This window comes from Streptoverticillium olivoreticuli subsp. olivoreticuli (assembly GCF_003391135.1).
Lineage (GTDB): Bacteria > Actinomycetota > Actinomycetes > Streptomycetales > Streptomycetaceae > Streptomyces > Streptomyces blastmyceticus.
In genome coordinates this window covers 180,468-197,636 of sequence record NZ_CP031455.1, presented here as the reverse complement: position 1 = coordinate 197,636, position 17,169 = coordinate 180,468, and the positions used below count along the sequence as shown (strand labels likewise).

General features: G+C 68.7%; 18 protein-coding genes and 1 pseudogene. 15 read left to right on the top strand and 4 right to left on the bottom strand.

Features of this window, described 5'->3' with window-relative positions; translation table 11 throughout:
• Positions 1 to 16: 16 nt before the first annotated feature.
• Positions 17 to 493 (bottom strand): CcdC protein domain-containing protein, encoded by a 477-nt coding sequence (locus tag DXZ73_RS00795; RefSeq protein ID WP_116209136.1) that lies wholly within the window; start codon positions 491 to 493, stop codon positions 17 to 19.
• Positions 494 to 563: 70 nt separating this feature from the next.
• On the opposite strand from DXZ73_RS00795, the gene DXZ73_RS00790 reads away from it, so the two are divergent.
• The 10 genes and pseudogenes from DXZ73_RS00790 (at position 564) to DXZ73_RS00760 (ending at position 8,283) form a co-directional block, all read left to right on the top strand.
• Positions 564 to 1,181, top strand: a complete 618-nt coding sequence (locus tag DXZ73_RS00790) for a TetR/AcrR family transcriptional regulator (protein WP_162889926.1) — start codon at positions 564 to 566, stop codon at positions 1,179 to 1,181.
• A 484-nt stretch (positions 1,182 to 1,665) separates the two neighbouring features.
• Positions 1,666 to 2,376 carry a hypothetical protein gene (locus DXZ73_RS00785; RefSeq protein ID WP_162889925.1) on the top strand — a complete coding sequence of 237 codons (711 nt, stop codon included), beginning with the start codon at positions 1,666 to 1,668 and terminating at the stop codon, positions 2,374 to 2,376.
• A gap of 514 nt (positions 2,377 to 2,890) precedes the next feature.
• Positions 2,891 to 3,172, top strand: coding sequence for a hypothetical protein (locus tag DXZ73_RS00780; RefSeq protein WP_162889924.1), 282 nt, complete (start codon positions 2,891 to 2,893; stop codon positions 3,170 to 3,172).
• A 388-nt stretch (positions 3,173 to 3,560) separates the two neighbouring features.
• Positions 3,561 to 3,716 carry a hypothetical protein gene (locus DXZ73_RS37780; protein WP_162889873.1) on the top strand — a complete coding sequence of 52 codons (156 nt, stop codon included), beginning with the start codon at positions 3,561 to 3,563 and terminating at the stop codon, positions 3,714 to 3,716.
• Positions 3,713 to 4,897 (top strand): methyltransferase domain-containing protein, encoded by a 1,185-nt coding sequence (locus tag DXZ73_RS00775; protein WP_240351038.1) that lies wholly within the window; start codon positions 3,713 to 3,715, stop codon positions 4,895 to 4,897. Before DXZ73_RS37780 ends, DXZ73_RS00775 begins: the two co-directional genes overlap by 4 nt.
• Positions 4,898 to 5,457: 560 nt before the next feature.
• The gene (locus DXZ73_RS00770; RefSeq protein WP_162889923.1) at positions 5,458 to 5,892 is read left to right on the top strand and encodes a hypothetical protein; all 435 of its coding nucleotides are present in this window, start codon (positions 5,458 to 5,460) and stop codon (positions 5,890 to 5,892) included.
• A 191-nt stretch (positions 5,893 to 6,083) separates the two neighbouring features.
• Positions 6,084 to 6,575 (top strand): annotated as a pseudogene (locus DXZ73_RS00765) (helix-turn-helix domain-containing protein); the annotation flags it as partial.
• A gap of 191 nt (positions 6,576 to 6,766) precedes the next feature.
• Positions 6,767 to 7,177: a hypothetical protein gene (locus DXZ73_RS37775; RefSeq protein WP_162889872.1), complete on the top strand. Its 411-nt coding sequence runs from the start codon at positions 6,767 to 6,769 to the stop codon at positions 7,175 to 7,177.
• Positions 7,178 to 7,537: 360 nt separating this feature from the next.
• Positions 7,538 to 7,984: a hypothetical protein gene (locus tag DXZ73_RS39010; protein WP_240351037.1), complete on the top strand. Its 447-nt coding sequence runs from the start codon at positions 7,538 to 7,540 to the stop codon at positions 7,982 to 7,984.
• On the top strand, positions 7,948 to 8,283 hold the full coding sequence (locus tag DXZ73_RS00760; RefSeq protein ID WP_240351036.1) for a hypothetical protein: 336 nt from the start codon (positions 7,948 to 7,950) through the stop codon (positions 8,281 to 8,283). Before DXZ73_RS39010 ends, DXZ73_RS00760 begins: the two co-directional genes overlap by 37 nt.
• Before the next feature lie 280 nt (positions 8,284 to 8,563).
• Here DXZ73_RS00760 and DXZ73_RS00755 read toward each other — a convergent pair whose 3' ends face one another.
• Positions 8,564 to 9,670, bottom strand: a complete 1,107-nt coding sequence (locus DXZ73_RS00755) for an IS4 family transposase (protein ID WP_240351674.1) — start codon at positions 9,668 to 9,670, stop codon at positions 8,564 to 8,566.
• Positions 9,671 to 9,978: 308 nt separating this feature from the next.
• Between DXZ73_RS00755 and DXZ73_RS00750 the strand changes: the two genes are divergently transcribed.
• Together DXZ73_RS00750 and istB are read left to right on the top strand one after the other, a co-directional pair.
• Positions 9,979 to 11,181 carry an IS110 family transposase gene (locus tag DXZ73_RS00750; RefSeq protein WP_116209131.1) on the top strand — a complete coding sequence of 401 codons (1,203 nt, stop codon included), beginning with the start codon at positions 9,979 to 9,981 and terminating at the stop codon, positions 11,179 to 11,181.
• On the top strand, positions 11,178 to 11,987 hold the full coding sequence (gene istB / locus DXZ73_RS00745; RefSeq protein ID WP_205519071.1) for an IS21-like element helper ATPase IstB: 810 nt from the start codon (positions 11,178 to 11,180) through the stop codon (positions 11,985 to 11,987). Before DXZ73_RS00750 ends, istB begins: the two co-directional genes overlap by 4 nt.
• A gap of 23 nt (positions 11,988 to 12,010) precedes the next feature.
• On the opposite strand, the gene DXZ73_RS00740 is transcribed toward istB, so the two are convergent.
• Both DXZ73_RS00740 and DXZ73_RS00735 read right to left on the bottom strand, forming a co-directional pair.
• The gene (locus tag DXZ73_RS00740) at positions 12,011 to 12,340 is read right to left on the bottom strand and encodes a hypothetical protein (protein WP_116209130.1); all 330 of its coding nucleotides are present in this window, start codon (positions 12,338 to 12,340) and stop codon (positions 12,011 to 12,013) included.
• Positions 12,341 to 12,532: 192 nt separating this feature from the next.
• Positions 12,533 to 13,963 carry an ISL3 family transposase gene (locus DXZ73_RS00735; protein ID WP_240351034.1) on the bottom strand — a complete coding sequence of 477 codons (1,431 nt, stop codon included), beginning with the start codon at positions 13,961 to 13,963 and terminating at the stop codon, positions 12,533 to 12,535.
• A 570-nt stretch (positions 13,964 to 14,533) separates the two neighbouring features.
• On the opposite strand from DXZ73_RS00735, the gene DXZ73_RS00730 reads away from it, so the two are divergent.
• The 3 genes from DXZ73_RS00730 to DXZ73_RS38670 all read left to right on the top strand — a co-directional run bounded on the left by DXZ73_RS00730 (position 14,534) and on the right by DXZ73_RS38670 (position 17,101).
• Entirely contained in the window at positions 14,534 to 14,920 is a 387-nt protein-coding gene (locus tag DXZ73_RS00730) for an ester cyclase (protein ID WP_116209129.1), read from the top strand.
• 682 nt (positions 14,921 to 15,602) lie between these two features.
• Positions 15,603 to 16,754, top strand: coding sequence for a glycosyltransferase family 39 protein (locus DXZ73_RS00725; protein WP_205519070.1), 1,152 nt, complete (start codon positions 15,603 to 15,605; stop codon positions 16,752 to 16,754).
• The gene (locus tag DXZ73_RS38670; RefSeq protein ID WP_205519069.1) at positions 16,682 to 17,101 is read left to right on the top strand and encodes a hypothetical protein; all 420 of its coding nucleotides are present in this window, start codon (positions 16,682 to 16,684) and stop codon (positions 17,099 to 17,101) included. Before DXZ73_RS00725 ends, DXZ73_RS38670 begins: the two co-directional genes overlap by 73 nt.
• The last annotated feature ends 68 nt before the right edge of the window (positions 17,102 to 17,169 follow it).

The window sequence follows — 17,169 nt, the reverse complement described above, 5'->3', positions numbered from 1 at the left end:
GGGGTATGGCGGTGAGTCAGCGAGTACGTGCCGGGGCGAAGGGGATCCCTGAAGCCATGCCGCGCCAGCCGACCATGAGGGACTCGCCGAGGAAGCTCACGCCGATGGAGAGCTGGAGGGGGCGTGCGTTCTCGTGCATGCCCATCTTCACCGCCAGGACATTGAAGCCGGCCGTGACCGCCAGGGCGCCGATCAGGGTGAGGAAGGTGCGGCCGGTGTATCGCTGCCACAGGACGCCTCCCTTGTCGCTGAGTTGGATGGTGGCGCCGCGGAGTGCGCCGAGTGCCACACCGAGGACGGCGCCCGTGATGACCCAGGTGAGGTCGGCCCCGGTCAGATCCGTCTTCTTGACGAGGGACAGGATGCCTATCCCGGTCAGGATCGCCGGGGTGATGAAGAGGTCCTTCGCATTGACCGGTTCACCGATCATTCGTTTGATCACGACCACGATCACGACCGCCGCGATGATCGCAGCGAGCAGCCAGGGGTTCACGCAGATACCATCCATCCTTGTAGCACGGTTGCGCTAAAAAAATTTAGCTCGGTCGTGCTATAAAGGCAAGGTGCCAAAGATCGTTGATCCCGTGGCCCGCCGCAGGGCGGTGGCGCAGGCCGTCCTGTCCGTCGCCGCCCGGCATGGGCTGGAGCATGCGTCGCTGCGCAACGTCGCCGATGAAGCCGGACTCGCCATCGGCTCGGTCCGCCATTACTTCGCCGACCACGACGAGTTGATGGCCTTCACGATGAGGGAGCTGAGCCGGCGCATCGGCGACCGTATCCGCACCCACGCCGAGCGGCTCCTGGCTCCCGACGGCGGCATCGACCGCCGGGCCGGAACAGAAGAGCTCCTGGCCGAGTTCCTCCCCCTGGACGAGGCCCGCCGCCAGGAGTCCGCACTCTGGCTCGCCTTCACTGCCGCAGCACACACCCGCCCCGAACTGCGGCCCTGCGCTGCCGAGATGCAAGCCGACCTGCACACCCTGATGATGCGCGTGCTGCACGAAGCCCGACGCGTCGGCGGGCTGCCAGGCAGCATGGACATCGAACTGGAAGGCACGCGACTGGCCGCCCTCCTCGACGGACTCAATCTCCAGGCAACGCTGCTGCCGGACCGCTATCCACCCAAGCTGCTCCGGCAGGTACTGCGACGGCACCTGGACGCCCTCAGGACCGGCAACTGACCTCCGGCCAACGCGTTTCGCGTGCACGCTTCGCAGGCGCCAAGGGCTCACCGATCACCCGGCCGGCACTTCCTCGCGGTTCGCCACCGTGCCGGTGTGACAGGCAGTAGCCCGCAGTCTCCACATCGACTGTCGACCAGCGCGGGCAGTACCGCGGTGCGATGCTGCCCGTCGGCTTCACTCCCTCACTGAGGACGGGCAGCGCAACCTCAGCACGCTCGGCGTCGACCATATGCGTCCGAGCCGCTTGGCATGGAGGCCGATCCCCGGTCGGCCCGTCGCCACTCGCACGACGGTCTGACCCATTGGACAGGGCCTGGTTGGGTGGGCTGATCACAGTGTTCGGCAGGATTTGGACCTGTGGCCTGGGGCCTGATCGGGGAGGCTCGTTCTTCATGGGTGGGTGGGGCGTGAGGGGGAGAGCGTGATCGAGCTCGTTTTCAGTGTGCAGGATGTGGCGCGGACCCGGTTCAGCAGTTCACCGATGGATCATTTGCTCCTGGGCGCCATCGGGGCAGGTCGGGATCATTACGTCGGTGTTTCGGGTGCCCGGGAGCGGTGGTGGCGGCGGGTACGGGCGAATGTGCCCTGGAGGGCAGCTCCGTTCATCGAGCTGGTCAATGCGAGCCGTGAGGGGATGCCGGACTTCCTCGGCGCGGACGTCCCCACCGGCCGTCGGCGCCTGGGTGACGAACTGGACCACATCGTCGCTGTCTGCGATGACAGAGTCCGAGGCGACCTGGCCAGGTACGACGACATGCCGCAGGTACCCGGAATCGTCCAGGAGCTGCGTGACGAAGGTGGCCGGGGCCTGCGCCGTGTGGCGGACGCGGCCTGGGCGCTGCACCGTGCGTGCCTGGCCCCGGACTGGCACGACATGGAGCGTGTGATTCAGGCCGATACCCAGCGGCGGGCCCGCACCATGGCCGAGCAGGGCGTCGGCAGGATGCTCGATACCCTCCACCCCCGGCTCGCCTGGCACGACCGCGGTGTGTTGGAGTACGCCGAGCCGTCCGGATTCGACGAAGGTGTCTGGTCCGTCCCCCTGGAAGGGCGCGGTCTGGAACTCCGCCCCTGCCTGTTCCTCCAGGATGGCGTCGGCTTCCTGCTCCAGGACGGCCGTCGGCCAGCCCTGTTCTATCCCGTCGCACCCGACTTCCACCAGGACCGGCCATCACCCGCGGCCGACGCCTGATCGCGCTCCTCGGTCCGGCCAAGGCCAGGGCGCTGCGAGCCGTCGGCCCCGGCGTGGGCACTGCCGAACTCGCCGCGTGTCTGGGCATCAAGCCTCCGGCGGCCTCAGCACACGCAGCGGCGCTCCGCACGGCCGGACTGGTGGCCACCGTCCGGCAGGGACGCAGCGTGCGACACACACTCACCCCACTGGGTGCCGGACTGCTCGATGCCAACCCTGGGTGAAGTCCCCTTTCCTGGCAGAACTATTCGCTGCTGATCCGAATAGATGGCCCCGTCCGCCGGCCTGCGGTGCAATGTCACCGGGCGATCTGAAAGAGCGTCACGTGGGTCCCCAGGCCCAGTCAAGGCTTCGGCGTCGTCAGGCTCTGGCCGGGCCGCCCTCATCGTTGGTTCTTCTTCGCCGGGAGGCAGATATGTGGTTCAAGCTCGGACATCGCACCGCGATAGTCGCCGCGCTCACCGCGGGCGGATTGGCACTTGCCGTCGGGAGTGCGTCGGCAACGGTTCCGGTCGTGAACATCGCCCTGACCGCAGGTCACAATGTGGGGGTCTACCAGGAGTCCACAAGCATCAGTCCCAAGACGGCCTCGGACGTCATCCAGCCCGGTTACGTCAGCGCCGACTGCTGGAAGAGAGGCCAGGACATCAACGACCTGGGCAACGTCTGGTACCACGTCTTCCAGGAGCACTACAGCAACGGCAGCACGCAATACCAGTACGGCTACGTGTACGGGGGCTACGCGGACAACAACAAGACGTTCCACGACAACGTGATTGTGGAATGCCCCTGGTAGGGCTCTTCCTCCTGCGCATCTATGGTCGGAATCCTTTCATGGCTGACAGTCGCCTCTCATCGGCTGTCCGGCCCGACGCGTCGCTTGCAAGGCCGTCCGTCTCGACGGCATCGGGGCCCGGGGCTGCCGGGGACGGCCGCAGACCAGAGGGAGTACGGCCGTCCTCCGGCACGTCGGCCGTTGGCAACGGAGGCGACGCCGTCTTCCCGGCGTCCGCCTGGCCGCGCCGGGGACACCCGCCTGGACCCCCGGTCGCTCGTTGCGCACCTCCAAAGCCCCTGGGGGCTTGGGCTTTTGCGTGCGGCTGGACCTGTCCTCCGGTCTCCGACGGCGCCTCCGACGCGTGGTCTTTCCTGCACTCCGCCCCGCCCGTACTGTGGTCTGCCTCATGCGACGGGATGAGGTGGGGCACATGGGCCGGCACGACAAGCAGGATGACAGCGGCAAGGGTGACAAGTTGCCGGGTCAGCCGTGGACACCGCCGAAGGAGCCGCCCACGACGGACGGCGGCTCCCCCGACGGTGGTGGGAAGCACGGGAAGTGACCACCACGGGCAGCTGGCGGGGGCTGGTCGCGCGCCTTGCCGCGGACGGTATGCTGGCCGCCGGGTGGCGGCCGGTGTTCGAGGGCCTGCCCCGGGCCGGGTTCCTGCCCGATGTCATCTGGCAACACCGCGTGCGGACCGGGGACGTGGAAGCCGTGGAGCGGGCCCGGGAGCCGGAGCGGTGGCGGGCGGCGGCCGAGTCCGACGATCCGCTGGTGACGCAGTGGGACGACGGCGGACACCAGGGGCTGGAGCAGGGGCGGGTGGCGTCGTCGTCGGCGTCCGCTCCGTCCGTCGTCGCCGCGATGCTCGCCGATCTCGACGTGTACCCCGGGCAGCGGGTCCTGGAGGTCGGCACTGGCACGGGGTGGAACGCCGGTCTCCTGCACCGGTTCGGGGCCGGGGCGGTGACCACGGTCGAGGTGGACCGGGCCCTCGCGGACGCCGCCCGGGCGGCCCTTGAGCGGCAGAGCCTGGGGGCGGTCACGGTGGTGTGCGGGGACGGCTTCCAGGGGCATCCTGCCGGAGCACCGTATGACCGGGTCATCGCCACCTGCGGCGTGCACACCATCCCCGGCGCCTGGCTGGAGCAGTGCCGGCCGGGGGGCCGGATCGTGGTGCCGTGGGGCACGCGCTTCACCCGCACCGAGGCGACGGTCGCGCTCACAGTCGCCGCGGACGGGCGGACCGCGAGCGGCATGCTCACCGCGCTGGTGCAGTTCATGAGCCTGCGCGCCCAGCGCCAGGACCTCCCCGCGTACGGGGACTACGTGACCGCCGAGTCCCGGGAGAAGGCCGAGCGGGGCACCACGGTGCTCACTCTGGGCGCGACGCTCGCGGGCGAGTGGGACATCTCCCGGTTCGTCCTCGGCCTCCTCGTCCCGGACTGTGCGGTCGTCTTCGACGCGCCGCAGGACGGCCGGCAGCCGGTGTGGCTGTGCAGCCTCGGCGGCGACCGGTCCTGGGCGTGCGTGCTGTTCCGCGAGGACGAGAAGTCGTCCACGGTGTACCAGTACGGCGGCCGCCGGCTGTGGGACGAGGCCGAGGCCGCTCACGCCTGGTGGGACGGGCAGGGCCGACCCGGGCTCGGCCGCCTCGGCCTGACGGTCGACGGCCATGGCCGGCAGCACATCTGGGTGGACACTCCGGACCACGTCGTGGGGCTCCCGAGCGCAGTCTGACCCTGCGGCCCGTGCCGGGGCCGGACCGGCAGGGCATGGAGGGCAGGCAGGTTACCCGAACCGCCCCGGCAACCCGGCACATCAGACGCCGGTGCAGGGCCCGGGCCTTGTGAACCCGTTATCCGCCAGACACCAGCCACCCAACGCCCCCCAGGAGACCAGCGGCCTTCACGCCCCGGCCTTCCCCTCGGCAGGACGCAAGAACGCCGGCCCGTCCCGGACAAGCGGCTCCACGAGCCTGCCCAGCTCCAGGACCCGGACTTCGTCCAGCGGTACCGGCTCACCGCCGAGCGACTGCGTACAGCGCTCGACAGCCGGCCCGTCCGCGAGCCCGTGGGCGGCGGTGGTCGGCCGCCGAACTCGTAGTGCCTGGCGGGCTCCAGGAGCCGTGCCGGAACCTGCGATTCGTAGGCTGCTGGTCGGTGCTCACGAGCTCCGGGAGGGTTGCGGTGAGCTCCTTGGGGTGACGATTGGGCTGATCAGGTGACCTCTGATCTCTTGAACCGTTTATCGCAGCGTGGGCGAGGAGTGGTTCCTCGTCATGTCTGCGAAGGAGCGAAATGTCCAACAGGACGACCTGTGTCGGCGCGTCCATGCTCGCCGTGGCTGCATTGTTCAGTGCAGCCGCCACGGCTCAGGCACATCCGGCCGGCTGGGAGGAGCGGCCTCACCCGACGCGTCTGGTGACCTACCAGGCTGCCGTCAACGTCCTGCCCCTCAGCACGGCCGGGCTCAAGGCGCTCCTCATCGACGCCCTCACCAACAAGCCGGTGGCGGGAAAGCTCGTCACGTTCACCAACAGCGGCGGCGGCGAGATCTGCCGTGACGTGACCGACACCAATGGCGAAGCCAAGTGCAACGGGCCGGCGATCCTCGGGCCTGGCGTGGTGGACACGGTTGCCAACGGCTACTGGGCCAACTTCGAGGGCAGCGAGCACTACCTGCCCTCGAAGAAGCACGGACTGATGAACCTGACCGCTGACCCGGCACTCTGACGCCATGCCCTGCCGTCTTAATCAACGCGGAGACGAGTCGGTCAGTCGGTTGGCGTTGCGGCGGGCTCCTGGCCCACACCGGTGGGCCAGGCGGGAAGACCGCGACGGTTAGGCGGCAGCATTCACGAAGAGCCCCGGGCCCTCACTTAGGTTCTAGTGGTCGTTGCAACACCCCAGCTCAGGGGATTGCGATGGACCATCAGATCCGGGAGGACCGGAGGCCGCAGGGACGGAAGAAGCTGATCGCTGAGCGGACGGCATACTTCCAGCTCATGCGGCAGGGCTACAGCAACAAAGAGGCGTGCCGGATCGTGGGTATCAACCCGCGGACCGGCAAGGTGTGGCGCAACGGCCGCCATGCTCACAAGGGCTTGTCGAAGGCGCGTCCCCCGGTCCACCGGGAGCCGTCTTCGGCAGGCCCTGGCCGCTATCTGCGGGAGTCCGAGCGCATCCATATCGCTGACCGGCGGCGGGAGAAGGCGTCCATCCGGACCATCGCGGCCGAGCTGGGCCGCAGCCCCTCAACAATCAGCCGGGAGATACGCCGCAACGGCATACCGCTGCACAGGGGCGGCTCCGGCTGGGCCTACCGGCCTCACGCCGCACAGGCCCGTGCTGATGCCCGCCGGCCCCGTCCGAAGCCCGGGAAGATCGGCCAGAACCCGGAATTGCGGGACTCCATCGGACCTGACTCGAAGTCAATGCTGTTGATCTGTAGCGAGGTTGGCTGTCACGTACAGTGCCGGCCGGCGGCTCAATCGCAGAGGGATGACAAGTTGGCGGGGGCGTTCCAGCCTTGCGGGGAGCCGCTCAGCGCGGCCCCATGCCGGCCGCCATCCACGGCTGCGGGGCCACCATCCGTCAAGGGGGGACCATGCGCAAGAGCATCAAAGCATTCGCCACCGTGGCAGCGGCCGTAGCGTCGACCAGCCTGGCCGTCGCTCCGGCATTCGCCGACTCCTACAGCCGGTATCAAGGTGGCGTCGTGGCTGGCTACACAAGCCACTGCACAGTCTTGATCGACAGTATGTACAACGACACCAAGAACTATTGGGTGGCTCGCGCCGCTTACCAGGCAACGTACGGCGGAGTCTGTCGTGGTGAGTTACTCCGGCAGAGAAGCGGAAGCGAGACCTGGGAGCAGATCGGCAGCGTGCGCGTCTTCGGTCCGGGAAAACAGTGGTCCCGCACTGACTGGATCTGGGATGGCCCCGGCGCAAAGGTCCAAGCCTGCATATGGGCAGATGGGGACCCGGGCGACAGCGCTTGCACCCTCCCTTACTAACGACCTTGTCCACGCCGTACGGGCTGCGCCATGCTGAGGCGGCGTTCCCAGATGCCGGGGAGGGGCACTGCCAGTATGCGTTCGGTCTGCGCGGTGAGGCCGGCTGCGGTGCGTGGTTCTCCCCAGTCTGCGGCGGTCTGGGACATGAGCTCGGCCGGTCCTCGTGCCCCGGCTCGGCGGCGAGCGCGCGGCGCAGGGCGGCCAGGACCTTCCACAGGGCGTCGAGCTCCCAGGCGGGTACGGCCAGTGCATACACCGTGCGCAGCGTGGTGCCATCCGGGGCGGTGTGCCTGTGGTGGATGGGGCGGCAGATCGATGTAGCTGCTGCCTGGACGCTGTGGTGGGAGGTGTCCGATGCGGATGAGGGATATTCGTGTCGGGGGTACGTACGTCGTCAATGTGCCCCAGCGGGTCCCGCCCGCGGTGGGGGACCGGGTGCGGCGCGGCCGGGAGGAGTTCGCTGCGGGCATGCGGCTGCATCTGCACCGTGGCCGGCGGTTCGAGATCACGGTCACCGAGGTGCATGCGGACACGCGCACGGTGGACGGGTTCGAGTCGGTGACCACCAGCAAGGTCGCGCTCCCGCTGACCGCCGAGCAGGCCGAGGCCCTCGGGCTGCCGGAGTCGGAGGAGGCATACAGGATCGAGGGCCTGGTCCTGGACGGCGAGGGCGCAAGCCCGGCGCCCTGCCGGGAGCGACCGCGCTCGACCAGGCCCGCTCCGCAGGCAGATTCACCCCGGTCCATGACGCCTGGTGGGCGGCAGCGGTCATGGCCCACGGCGAACGCGACGGCACCCGCGCGTTGATCGAGGTCCTCCTTCTCGGCCGCCACCTACCGCACGAACACCTGGTCACCGGGCTCGCGGCGGCCCTGAAGACGGGCGCGCTGACCGCGGACGCCGTCGCACTTGAGGCCCGCAAGGCGGCGGAGGAGGACGGCCATGCCCCGGCGGAACCTGTTCCGCCCACGGCCGGCCGGTCAAATGTCACGTCCCTGACCTCACGCCGCCTGACTCACCTGCCACCCGACAAGCGGCCGCTTTCCTCGGTTGCCCACTACGACCAGTTGCTGCGACTACGTCGGCCGGACCGCCCCACCCTCTGAAAGAGAACGACTGTGACCTTCCCCCCGTTATGTTTTCCGTGGTCCTGCAAGAGGGCCGCTGGCCTTCGGGCCCGGCATGACTGTTCCCCCCTGTCGAACGGATGACAATGCCGTTGCTTTTGACGGTTACTGCCATCTGTGGTTCACGGTGATGGTGACCGCCGGGCGGCGCTGGCTGGCGGGTTCGTCGGGGGCCTTGCTGCCGAACGGGGTGATCGACGATTTGAGCTTCCGGGGGCAGTCGCGGGAGCGTCGTCGTGGCAGCAGTGCCAGTCCGATCTCAGCGAGGCCGAGGCGGCGGTCCCGCGTGCGGGCCGAGGGGGGAAAAGCCGCACGGCGCGATCACCGAACGGCGGACAACATGCAGAGCACGAGTGAACGAGGTCCGATCAGCACTGGTCTGAGCGAGCTGTGCTGCTTCGTTGAGCAGGTCCCGGGTCGCGTGGTGGACGATCAGGTGGGCGAAGATCTCCTGCCGCACTCCGTCCGGGGTCTGCGACCGCAGGACGGGTCTGTCTCGCTGATGGGTCTTGATCTCGTCGAAGACCAGCTCAATCTCCCAGCGCCGGGCGTAGAGCACGGCGAGTTCAGCGGCCGGGTACTGCTCGTGGTCCGTCAGGCTGGTGATGAGCCGGATCACGTCCGCCTGGCCGTCGATGCGGTACTCGATCACCCGCACCAGCGCCGGCGGGGCTTTGACCGTCCCGGCCGCTTTACTGTGCTTGTTCGCCTGGATCCGGGCCAGGTAACTCCCGTCCGGCAGAACGTCCTTGACTCTGCGGGCCTTGCGCCGCTCGATCCTCCACAGCAGATGAGCGCCACGGTTGCGGAAGTAATGCCACCGGGCCAGGCCCCACAGCCCTCGATCGGCCAGCACCAGCGTCCCGGCACAGATATGGGCCTCCAGCCCGTCGGAGACGATCCGTTCCGAGTCCTTCCAGCCACCGATCACCGCGTCCAGCACTGCATGCGACGAGCACTCCGCCAGTGCGACCACCCGCGCCTGCGGGTATCCGATCGGGCTGCGCTGCGAACCGGACTTGCCGAAGGCCTCCCGGTTGCCGGGAGAATCGGGGACGGCGAGCATCATCCCGTCCATAGCCAGGACACGCAGCCCGTGGAAGAGCTCCGCGCTCCTGCCCAGCGGCCGGGCCACGCACTGGAACAGGTCACGCATCACCGGCCAGCCCAGCCGCTGCCGGGCCCGAGTCAGGGAAGACTTGTTCACCCCCGTCCATGGCCTCAGCACCGGCTCACCTGCCTTCACCAGTCGCAGCACTTCCAGGTAGTCGGCCTGCGGGAACAGGCACAGCGCGAGCACGAAGTACACCGTGAACCGGGCCGACAGGAGACGGCGGCGCTTCTCCACGCAACCCGCCTTGCCCACGACCCGGTCCACCAGTTCAGCGGGACACGACCGGGTCAGAATCCCCAGCCCTAGACGCTCCAGACGCGACACCAACACGGATGGCTCAACACCCCGTGCACCCCAAAAGCAACGGCATTGGAACGGATGACCTGGGGGGTGGTGTCACCGGGCCCGAGGGGTGCCGTCGGAGACGCTGATAAGAGGTCCGGCCACCGTCCGGTCCGGTGCAACGCCGGGCAGTCCGCGGACGGCAGGTCTGCATAACGTGGATGCGCGTGTACGACACCGACGCCAGGGCCAGCCGCACCAAAGGAGCTGAGCGCACGATGTTCGACACCGGCGACGTGGGCATCTTCCTCGGCCTGGACGTCGGCAAGACCGCCCACCACGGCCACGGGCTGACCCCGGCCGGCAAGAAGGTCTTCGACAAACCCCTGCCCAACAGCGAACCGAAACTGCGGGCCGTCTTCGACAAGCTGGCCGCGAAGTTCGGCACCGTCCTGGTGATCGTGGACCAGCCGGCTTCGATCGGCGCCCTGCCGCTGACGGTCGCGAGGGACGCGGGCTGCAAGGTCGCCTACCTGCCAGGACTTGCCATGCGGAGGATCGCCGATCTCTACCCGGGCGAGGCCAAGACCGACGCGAAAGACGCCGCGGTGATCGCGGACGCCGCCCGCACCATGCCGCACACCCTGCGCTCGCTGGAACTGACCGACGAGATCACCGCCGAACTGACCGTCCTGACCGGCTTCGACCAGGACCTCGCCGCCGAGGCCACCCGCACCAGCAACCGCATCCGCGGCCTGCTCACCCAGTTCCACCCCAGCCTCGAACGTGTCCTCGGGCCCCGGCTCGACCACCAGGCCGTCACCCGGCTCCTCGAACGCCACGGCTCCCCGGCCGCCCTGCGAAAAGTCGGACGCCGCAGGCTCGTGGAAGTCATCCGGCCCAAGGCCCCCAGGATGGCCACCCGCCTGATCGACGAGGTCTTCGACGCGCTCGACGAGCAGACTGTCGTGGTCCCGGGAACCGGCACTCTCGACGTCGTCATCCCGTCGCTGGCCCGCTCGCTCGCCGCCGTCCATGAGCAACGACGAGCCCTGGAAACCCAGATCGGCCAGCTGCTGGAGGCTCACCCTCTTTCCCCGGTCCTGACCTCGATGCCGGGGGTCGCGGTCAGGACCGCCGCCACCTTGCTGGTCACCGTCGGCGACGGTACCAGCTTCCCCACCGCCGCCCACCTCGCCTCCTACGCCGGCCTCGCCCCGACTACGAAGTCCTCCGGGGCCTCGATCCACGGCGAACACGCACCCCGCGGGGGAAACAGACAGCTCAAACGCGCGATGTTCCTGTCCGCGTTCGCTGCCCTGCACGATCCCGCCTCCCGCACCTACTACGACAAGTGCCGGGCCCGCGGAAAGACCCATACCCAGGCTCTCCTCCGCCTCGCCCGGCACCGCATCAGCGTGCTGTTCGCGATGCTCCGCGACGGCACCTTCTACGAACCGAAAACCCCACGCCTCGCTTGACGAAAGACATAGAGGCACCCCCCCGCCAGCGAGGACTCACCGAGCAGGCCGCCACCGCGGCGGTCGACCAGGCCTGCAGGATGCTGCGGCTGCCGACCATCCGTAACCAGTTCCCCGAACTCGCCGAGACCGCCAGCCGCGAGCAGATGTCCTACCTCGGCTTCCTCGCTGAACTTCTGCTGGCGGAGTGTGACGACCGGGCCCGGCGCCGCTCCGAGAGGCGCATCAAGGCCGCCGGCTTTCCCCGCGACAAGTCGCTTCGCAAGTTCGACTTCGACGCCAACCCCAACATCGACGCGGCGTTGATCCACACCCTCGCCAAGTGCGAGTGGATCAAGAAGAGCCTGCCGCTCTGTCTCATCGGCGACTCCGGCACCGGCAAGTCCCACCTGCTGATCGCGCTCGGCACCGAAGCCGCGATGGCCGGCTACCGGGTCAAGTATGTGCTGGCCACGAAGCTGGTCAACGAGCTCGTCGAGGCCGCAGACGAGAGGCAGCTGACCAAGACGATTGCCCGCTACGGCCGTGTGGATCTTTTGTGCATCGATGAGCTCGGCTACATGGAGCTCGACCGGCGCGGCGCCGAACTCCTCTTCCAGGTTTTGACCGAGCGGGAGGAAAAGAACAGCGTGGCCATCGCCTCGAACGAGTCGTTCTCCGGCTGGACCAAGACCTTCACCGACCCCCGGCTCTGCGCGGCCATCGTCGACCGCCTCACCTTCGGCGGCAACATCATCGAGACCGGCACCGACTCCTACCGCCTCGCCGCCACCCGCGCACGCGCCGAACAGCAGGCCGTCGGCTGATCCACTGCCCGCACCACTCGACGCTACCGGGCGTTGGCGTTCCCGAGTTCGACAGCCAACGCAGCCATGTCCCGCAGGTGTTTGTAGTACTCGGTCGCGCCGTCCTCATCATCGATCGAGGGCAAGAGCTTCTCAACGGCCGCGAGGCAGATGAGAAGGATCTTGCGGCGCTTCTCATCAAGGGGCCCGGACAGCGACGAGAGGACACAGCCGGCGATGTCCGCGTCGAGCAGCACCATGTCTTCGCCTTCGATCTCTCGACCGCGCATGTGTGGTGGGAATGGCGCGTGCATGTGCTCTTCCCACAGCCGTGAGAGCAGGTCCAGTTCCGATTCGCTCATGTTCGCGATCATGCCTTACAGGCCAGGCTCTGCGGGAGAGAGCTCCTGCGGGGCCGTCGGATGACCGCTCGACACGCTTCCTCGGCCTCGGCCAGGCAGCCCGGCTGCCGACGTGCCGGTGCTGCCAGATCTCGACAACATTTTCCCGGCGCCAGGTCATCGTCCGCTCTCGGAACCTGCTGACAAGTGCTCTCCGTTGTCGGATCAGGCATACATTCCGTGAGGACGATCACCGGGGTTGTCGTTGGTTACTGGCGGTGGCGGCGGCCGGAATGCGGTGAGCAGGACGCGCTTGCGAAGCAGAGGAAGCTTCGCGCGACCGAACATCTGGCGCTTGACCATCTTGATGTGGTTTACCCGGCCTTCGACTGGCCCGGAGTTCCAGTGGGTGGTCAGGCCCTGGAGGACGGCGTCCCAGTCTTTCTCCAGGCCGGTGACGAAGGTGTGCAGGCCTGGCAGGTCTTCGGCGCGGGTGGCGACGGCCCAGTCCTTGAGGTGCTGGCCGGAGCGGGTGGTGAGGATGTCGGCGAAGGCCCGGACGAGCCGGTCGGCGGCGGCCAGCTCTGGGCAGCGGGCGAGGATCACGTTGAACTGCCGGCGCTCGTCATCTCGGAGGTGGTCTGGGTGCCGCATCATCCAGCCGGTGACCTGGCGGGCTCCGGGCGGGGCCGGTCCGACGACGCGGATGCGTTGTCGGCGGCGGGGTCGCAGGTAGTCGCTGATGATCTGGTAGTTGCCCCGGTAGCCGAGCTCGGCGAGTTCGGCATGCAGACGAATGGCGTTTGTGACTCCCTCGGCCCAGCGTTTGTCCAGGTAGGCTTTGTAGGGGTCGAGTTGGCTGGGCCGGGGCTGTTGCCGTCCCGTCAGCAGTTGCTCAGGGGTTTCGGCGTGGGCCGTCCGGCGGACGGTGTTGCCGCCCATATGTAGCTCCCGGGCGATCTCGCGGATGCCGTGCCCCTGGTCCAGAAGGGAGTGCACGATCGCGTGACGTTCCCGGATGCGGGCTTCGATCGGTGACATCGCCTTCGCTATGCTCGGCGCGTCGGCGAGGGAACTGTTCGCGAGGACGCCCGGCTCGTTCTCCGCCCGTTTGAGGCACGCATGGTGCTGGCGCACGCAGCGTTCGACCGCGGTGCCGAGGTTCTGCCACAGATGAAAACGGTCTGCGACCTGCACCGCTTGAGGTGCACCGGTGCGAGCCCCGTCAGCGTAGGCGCCTGCCCGGTCACGGCAGATGATCTCAGTACCGGGGTGGTCGCGCAGCCAGGAGGCCAGCGTCTCGGCGTCCCGTCCGAGCAGCAGGTCGAGGGGCTGACCGGATTCGCAGTCAATGAGCACGGTGCCGTAGTGCTGTCCGCGACGGGTGGCGAAGTCGTCGACCCCCAGCACTTTCGGCATCGTCCAGGCCGGATCTGGCAGGGCCACCACCAGCCGCAGCAGCGTCGTCCGACTGACGAGGCTGTGCAGTACCACAGCGAAACGACTCCCGGCCCGGCCGGCGAGAGCGACGGCCACCGCCTCCAGAACCCGGCGGGAAGTTGGCGTCCGCCTGCCGTAACGGACCGTCAGCCCCTCGACCTGCTCGACGAACGTACGCCGTGGACAAGCTGCGTTCTCGCAGTACAGCCGACGCACGGTCAACCCGCACCGCCTGGCCGCCGACCGGGGTATCGGCCAGCCGCCGCTCGTAGGAGCTGTGCACCCGGTTTGACCACATCGCGCAGTCCGGGCACCGCACCACGTGATCCCGCGTTCTGGCCACAACTCTGACCGCCCCGCTCTCAAGGAACACCCGCTCCACCAGTACAGCTCTGAAGTGCGGAAACAGAACCGCTACGAAGTCATCACACCGCACCACGATCCCAGATGACGCTATGTCACGAGGACGGAACCCGGTGATCGTCCTCACGGAATGTGTGCCTGATCCCCGTTGTCACCTATGCAGCCACCCGGCCCGCACTCCGGGTCGCTCCCGCAGTCAGCGCAACCTTCCCGGCCGGCGCCTTCCCCCCCCGCCCATAGCTGTGCTCCCGCTTGTGATCCTGGTGTTGTCCTGAGAAGTCATAGCGGAAGCGTGCCCGTAATAGGACAGGAAACGTCCTAATGTCTGATCAACCAGCGACTTAGGGATATAGGACATGAATTGGCCTATATCAATGCCAGCCTGTGCATACGACTTCACGAGGCACGGAAAGGCTGGCAGTCATGAGCAGCAACGCGGACGTCAACGAGCTCGTTCACGAGTGGGTGGACGCCTGTAACCGGCAGGACTTCGACCGGTTCGGGGCGGTGCTCACCGACGACGTCGTCTGTGCCTGCGGGGCTTTCGGGCTCGCCTTCACCGGCCGGGATGCCTTCGTAGGCCACATCCGGGAGTACGCGGGCGCGGTTGCGGACCGGACCCTGACGCTCGAGCGGGTCATCGCCGAAGGGGACGCCGTCGCCGTCGAAACCGGCTTCGCGGGCGCCGGCTCCGGGGCGCACCCGGGCCTGCCCCCGGCCGGGCGGCCGGTCACCGCCGGCTTCTGCATCATCCTGCACCTGCGCGGAGGCCGGATCGCCTCGCAGGCCGACTGCCTCGGCGGGCAGTAACCCTTCCACGAGAAGGCTGCTGCGACCACACGTACACGGTCGTCGCAGCGAACCCACCCCCGCCTTCCTCGTGAGCTGGAGCGGCCATCGGAAATGCGGTCCGCTCGCCGCCCCCACACCGCGGTCCCCGTCCTGATGGCCGCGCTTGCCCGCACTACCCGGCGCCAGGCCGCGGACCGCGAGCAGGCCGGCGAAGTCACGCCCGCCCCGCTTCCTGGCCCGTCACGGCTGAAGAGCCGGGGGTAGCACGACGGAGCAAAAAGCGCCCTGCTCTTCTCCGGCGGCAACTGGCGCGGCGACACCCCCTGGCAACGCGGCCATCACGTTCGCAGGGGCCTCATCGTGCTACCGAGCCGGCGAGGGGCGCCCGCATCGCACTCCCGCCGCTGCCCAGGCTCGCGTCTGTCCCCGCCCTTGCCGCTGCGCGCCGCCCGGGCCTTCCCGCCTGCCCCGCTCCGGGGCCCACCGGCAATACCGCAAAGAAAGCATCACCATGCCCCCTTCCGCTCATGCCACCACGCCTGCCGTCCCCCGCGCACCCGCCGGTCCCATCCCGGGAGGAGCTATGGCCCAGGAGGGCCTTCTCGGCCATAGCCGGCACGCCATCCTCCCGAAGTGGCGGCCCGCCGACAGTGCGGCCAGTGGGATGGGAACGTCTCTTCTCCGCATCATTCGTACGCTGTTGCCCAGCTGGGACCGGGCGACTGTGTGGGCGTCGGCGCTGGTCGGGCTCGGTCTTGGGCTGTGGGGGATCGCGGACCCGTCCGCGTGGACCGACGAGATCGTCACCCTGGACGTGGCACATCGGTCCTGGCCGCAGCTGATGGAGCTGCTGGGGCACGTGGACGCGGTGCACGGCCTGCACTACGTACTGATGTACCTGGTCGGACAGGCCGCCGGGGTCAGCGAGTTCACGATGCGACTGCCCTCCGCAGTGGCGGTGGCCGTCGCGGCGGCCGGTCTGTCCTGGCTGGGGCGGCTGCTCGGCGGTCCGCGTCTCGGTCTGTACGCGGGGCTGCTGCTCGCTGTGCTGCCCACCGCGTCGCGGTACGCGCAAGAAGCCCGCTCGTTCGCCTTCGTCATGGCGGTGGCGGTCCTGGCCACCGGCGCCATGGTGAAGGCCCTGTCCGGCCACGCACGTTGGGTGGCCGGCTACGCCGTGCTGATCGCCCTGCTGGGCTGGTTCAACGTGATGGGACTGCTGCTGGTGGTCGCCCACGCGGTCACGGTGGCCCTGCGGCGTCCCGGCCGCCGCGTGCTCATACGCCTGCTGGCGGCCCAGGCCGTGGGCATCACCGCCGTCATCCCACTGCTGATCCTCGGCTTTTCCCAGCGCTCCGCCGTCGGCGAGGCCCCACCGGTCACCGCCACAACCCCGTACAACTACCTCACCTGGCTGCTCACCCCCGGCCAGGACACCCTCCCCACCGCCCTGAAACTCCTCCTCACCCTCACCGCCCTCACCGCCGTCGCCCTCCTCATAGCCCGCCGGCGCAAGACCCCGTCCCTGGCCCTCGCCGTCGGCGCGCCCTGGCTGGCCATCCCCCCGCTGCTCCTCCTGGGCCTCTCCCTCGACCAGCCCCTCTTCGCCTACCGCTACCTGCTCTTCTGCCTGCCCGCCCTGGCACTGCTCCTCGCCGCGGCCGCCACCGTCCTCCCACGGCCCAAGCAGCTACTGCTCGCACTCTTGCTGACGCCCCGATCGCCGTATCCCACCTCGCCATACGCCAGCAGGACAGCCGGCACTGGGACACCACCGCCGTGCTCACCACACTGCGGAGCCACGCCGCCCCCGGGGACGGAGTCCTCTTCAGCGGCGGCCGGTGCGACCTGATCCCCTCCGCCTACCCGGAAGTCTTCGCCCACCTCCCCGACCTGGGCACGACCGAGACGGCCGCCGAACGCGGCACCCTGGACAACCAGCCCGCCGACCCGGCCCTCCTGCACCAGCGCCTCGCCCACGCACCCCGCGTCTGGCACATCACCTGCCGACACCTCTCCACCGGCTCCCGCCAGACCGCCGCCCGCACAGCGGCGTCCCAGGAACACACCCTCACCCGCGCCGGCCTGTCCCCGGCCTACCACCACACCGCCCGCGACCTGGAAATCACCCTCTACCAACGCCGACCCACCGCCGGGCAGCCAGCGGGGGACCCATTCGCCGAGCCTGGGCGAAGGTGAGGGAACAACACCTCGGATCTACCTGGTGGTTTGCTTGACAGCACTGGATAACGAGCGCCGGGTCGGCG

What these genes read in the sequence shown, in the direction of transcription:
- DXZ73_RS00740 (WP_116209130.1), bottom strand. Translation starts at nt 12,340, where the DNA reads ATGATCGCGAACATGAGCGAATCGGAACTGGACCTGCTCTCACGGCTG.
- DXZ73_RS00750 (WP_116209131.1), top strand. Translation starts at nt 9,979, where the DNA reads ATGTTCGACACCGGCGACGTGGGCATCTTCCTCGGCCTGGACGTCGGC.
- DXZ73_RS00760 (WP_240351036.1), top strand. Translation starts at nt 7,948, where the DNA reads ATGGCCCACGGCGAACGCGACGGCACCCGCGCGTTGATCGAGGTCCTC.
- DXZ73_RS37775 (WP_162889872.1), top strand. Translation starts at nt 6,767, where the DNA reads ATGCGCAAGAGCATCAAAGCATTCGCCACCGTGGCAGCGGCCGTAGCG.
- DXZ73_RS00770 (WP_162889923.1), top strand. Translation starts at nt 5,458, where the DNA reads ATGTCCAACAGGACGACCTGTGTCGGCGCGTCCATGCTCGCCGTGGCT.
- DXZ73_RS00730 (WP_116209129.1), top strand. Translation starts at nt 14,534, where the DNA reads ATGAGCAGCAACGCGGACGTCAACGAGCTCGTTCACGAGTGGGTGGAC.
- DXZ73_RS37780 (WP_162889873.1), top strand. Translation starts at nt 3,561, where the DNA reads ATGCGACGGGATGAGGTGGGGCACATGGGCCGGCACGACAAGCAGGAT.
- DXZ73_RS00785 (WP_162889925.1), top strand. Translation starts at nt 1,666, where the DNA reads ATGGATCATTTGCTCCTGGGCGCCATCGGGGCAGGTCGGGATCATTAC.
- DXZ73_RS39010 (WP_240351037.1), top strand. Translation starts at nt 7,538, where the DNA reads ATGAGGGATATTCGTGTCGGGGGTACGTACGTCGTCAATGTGCCCCAG.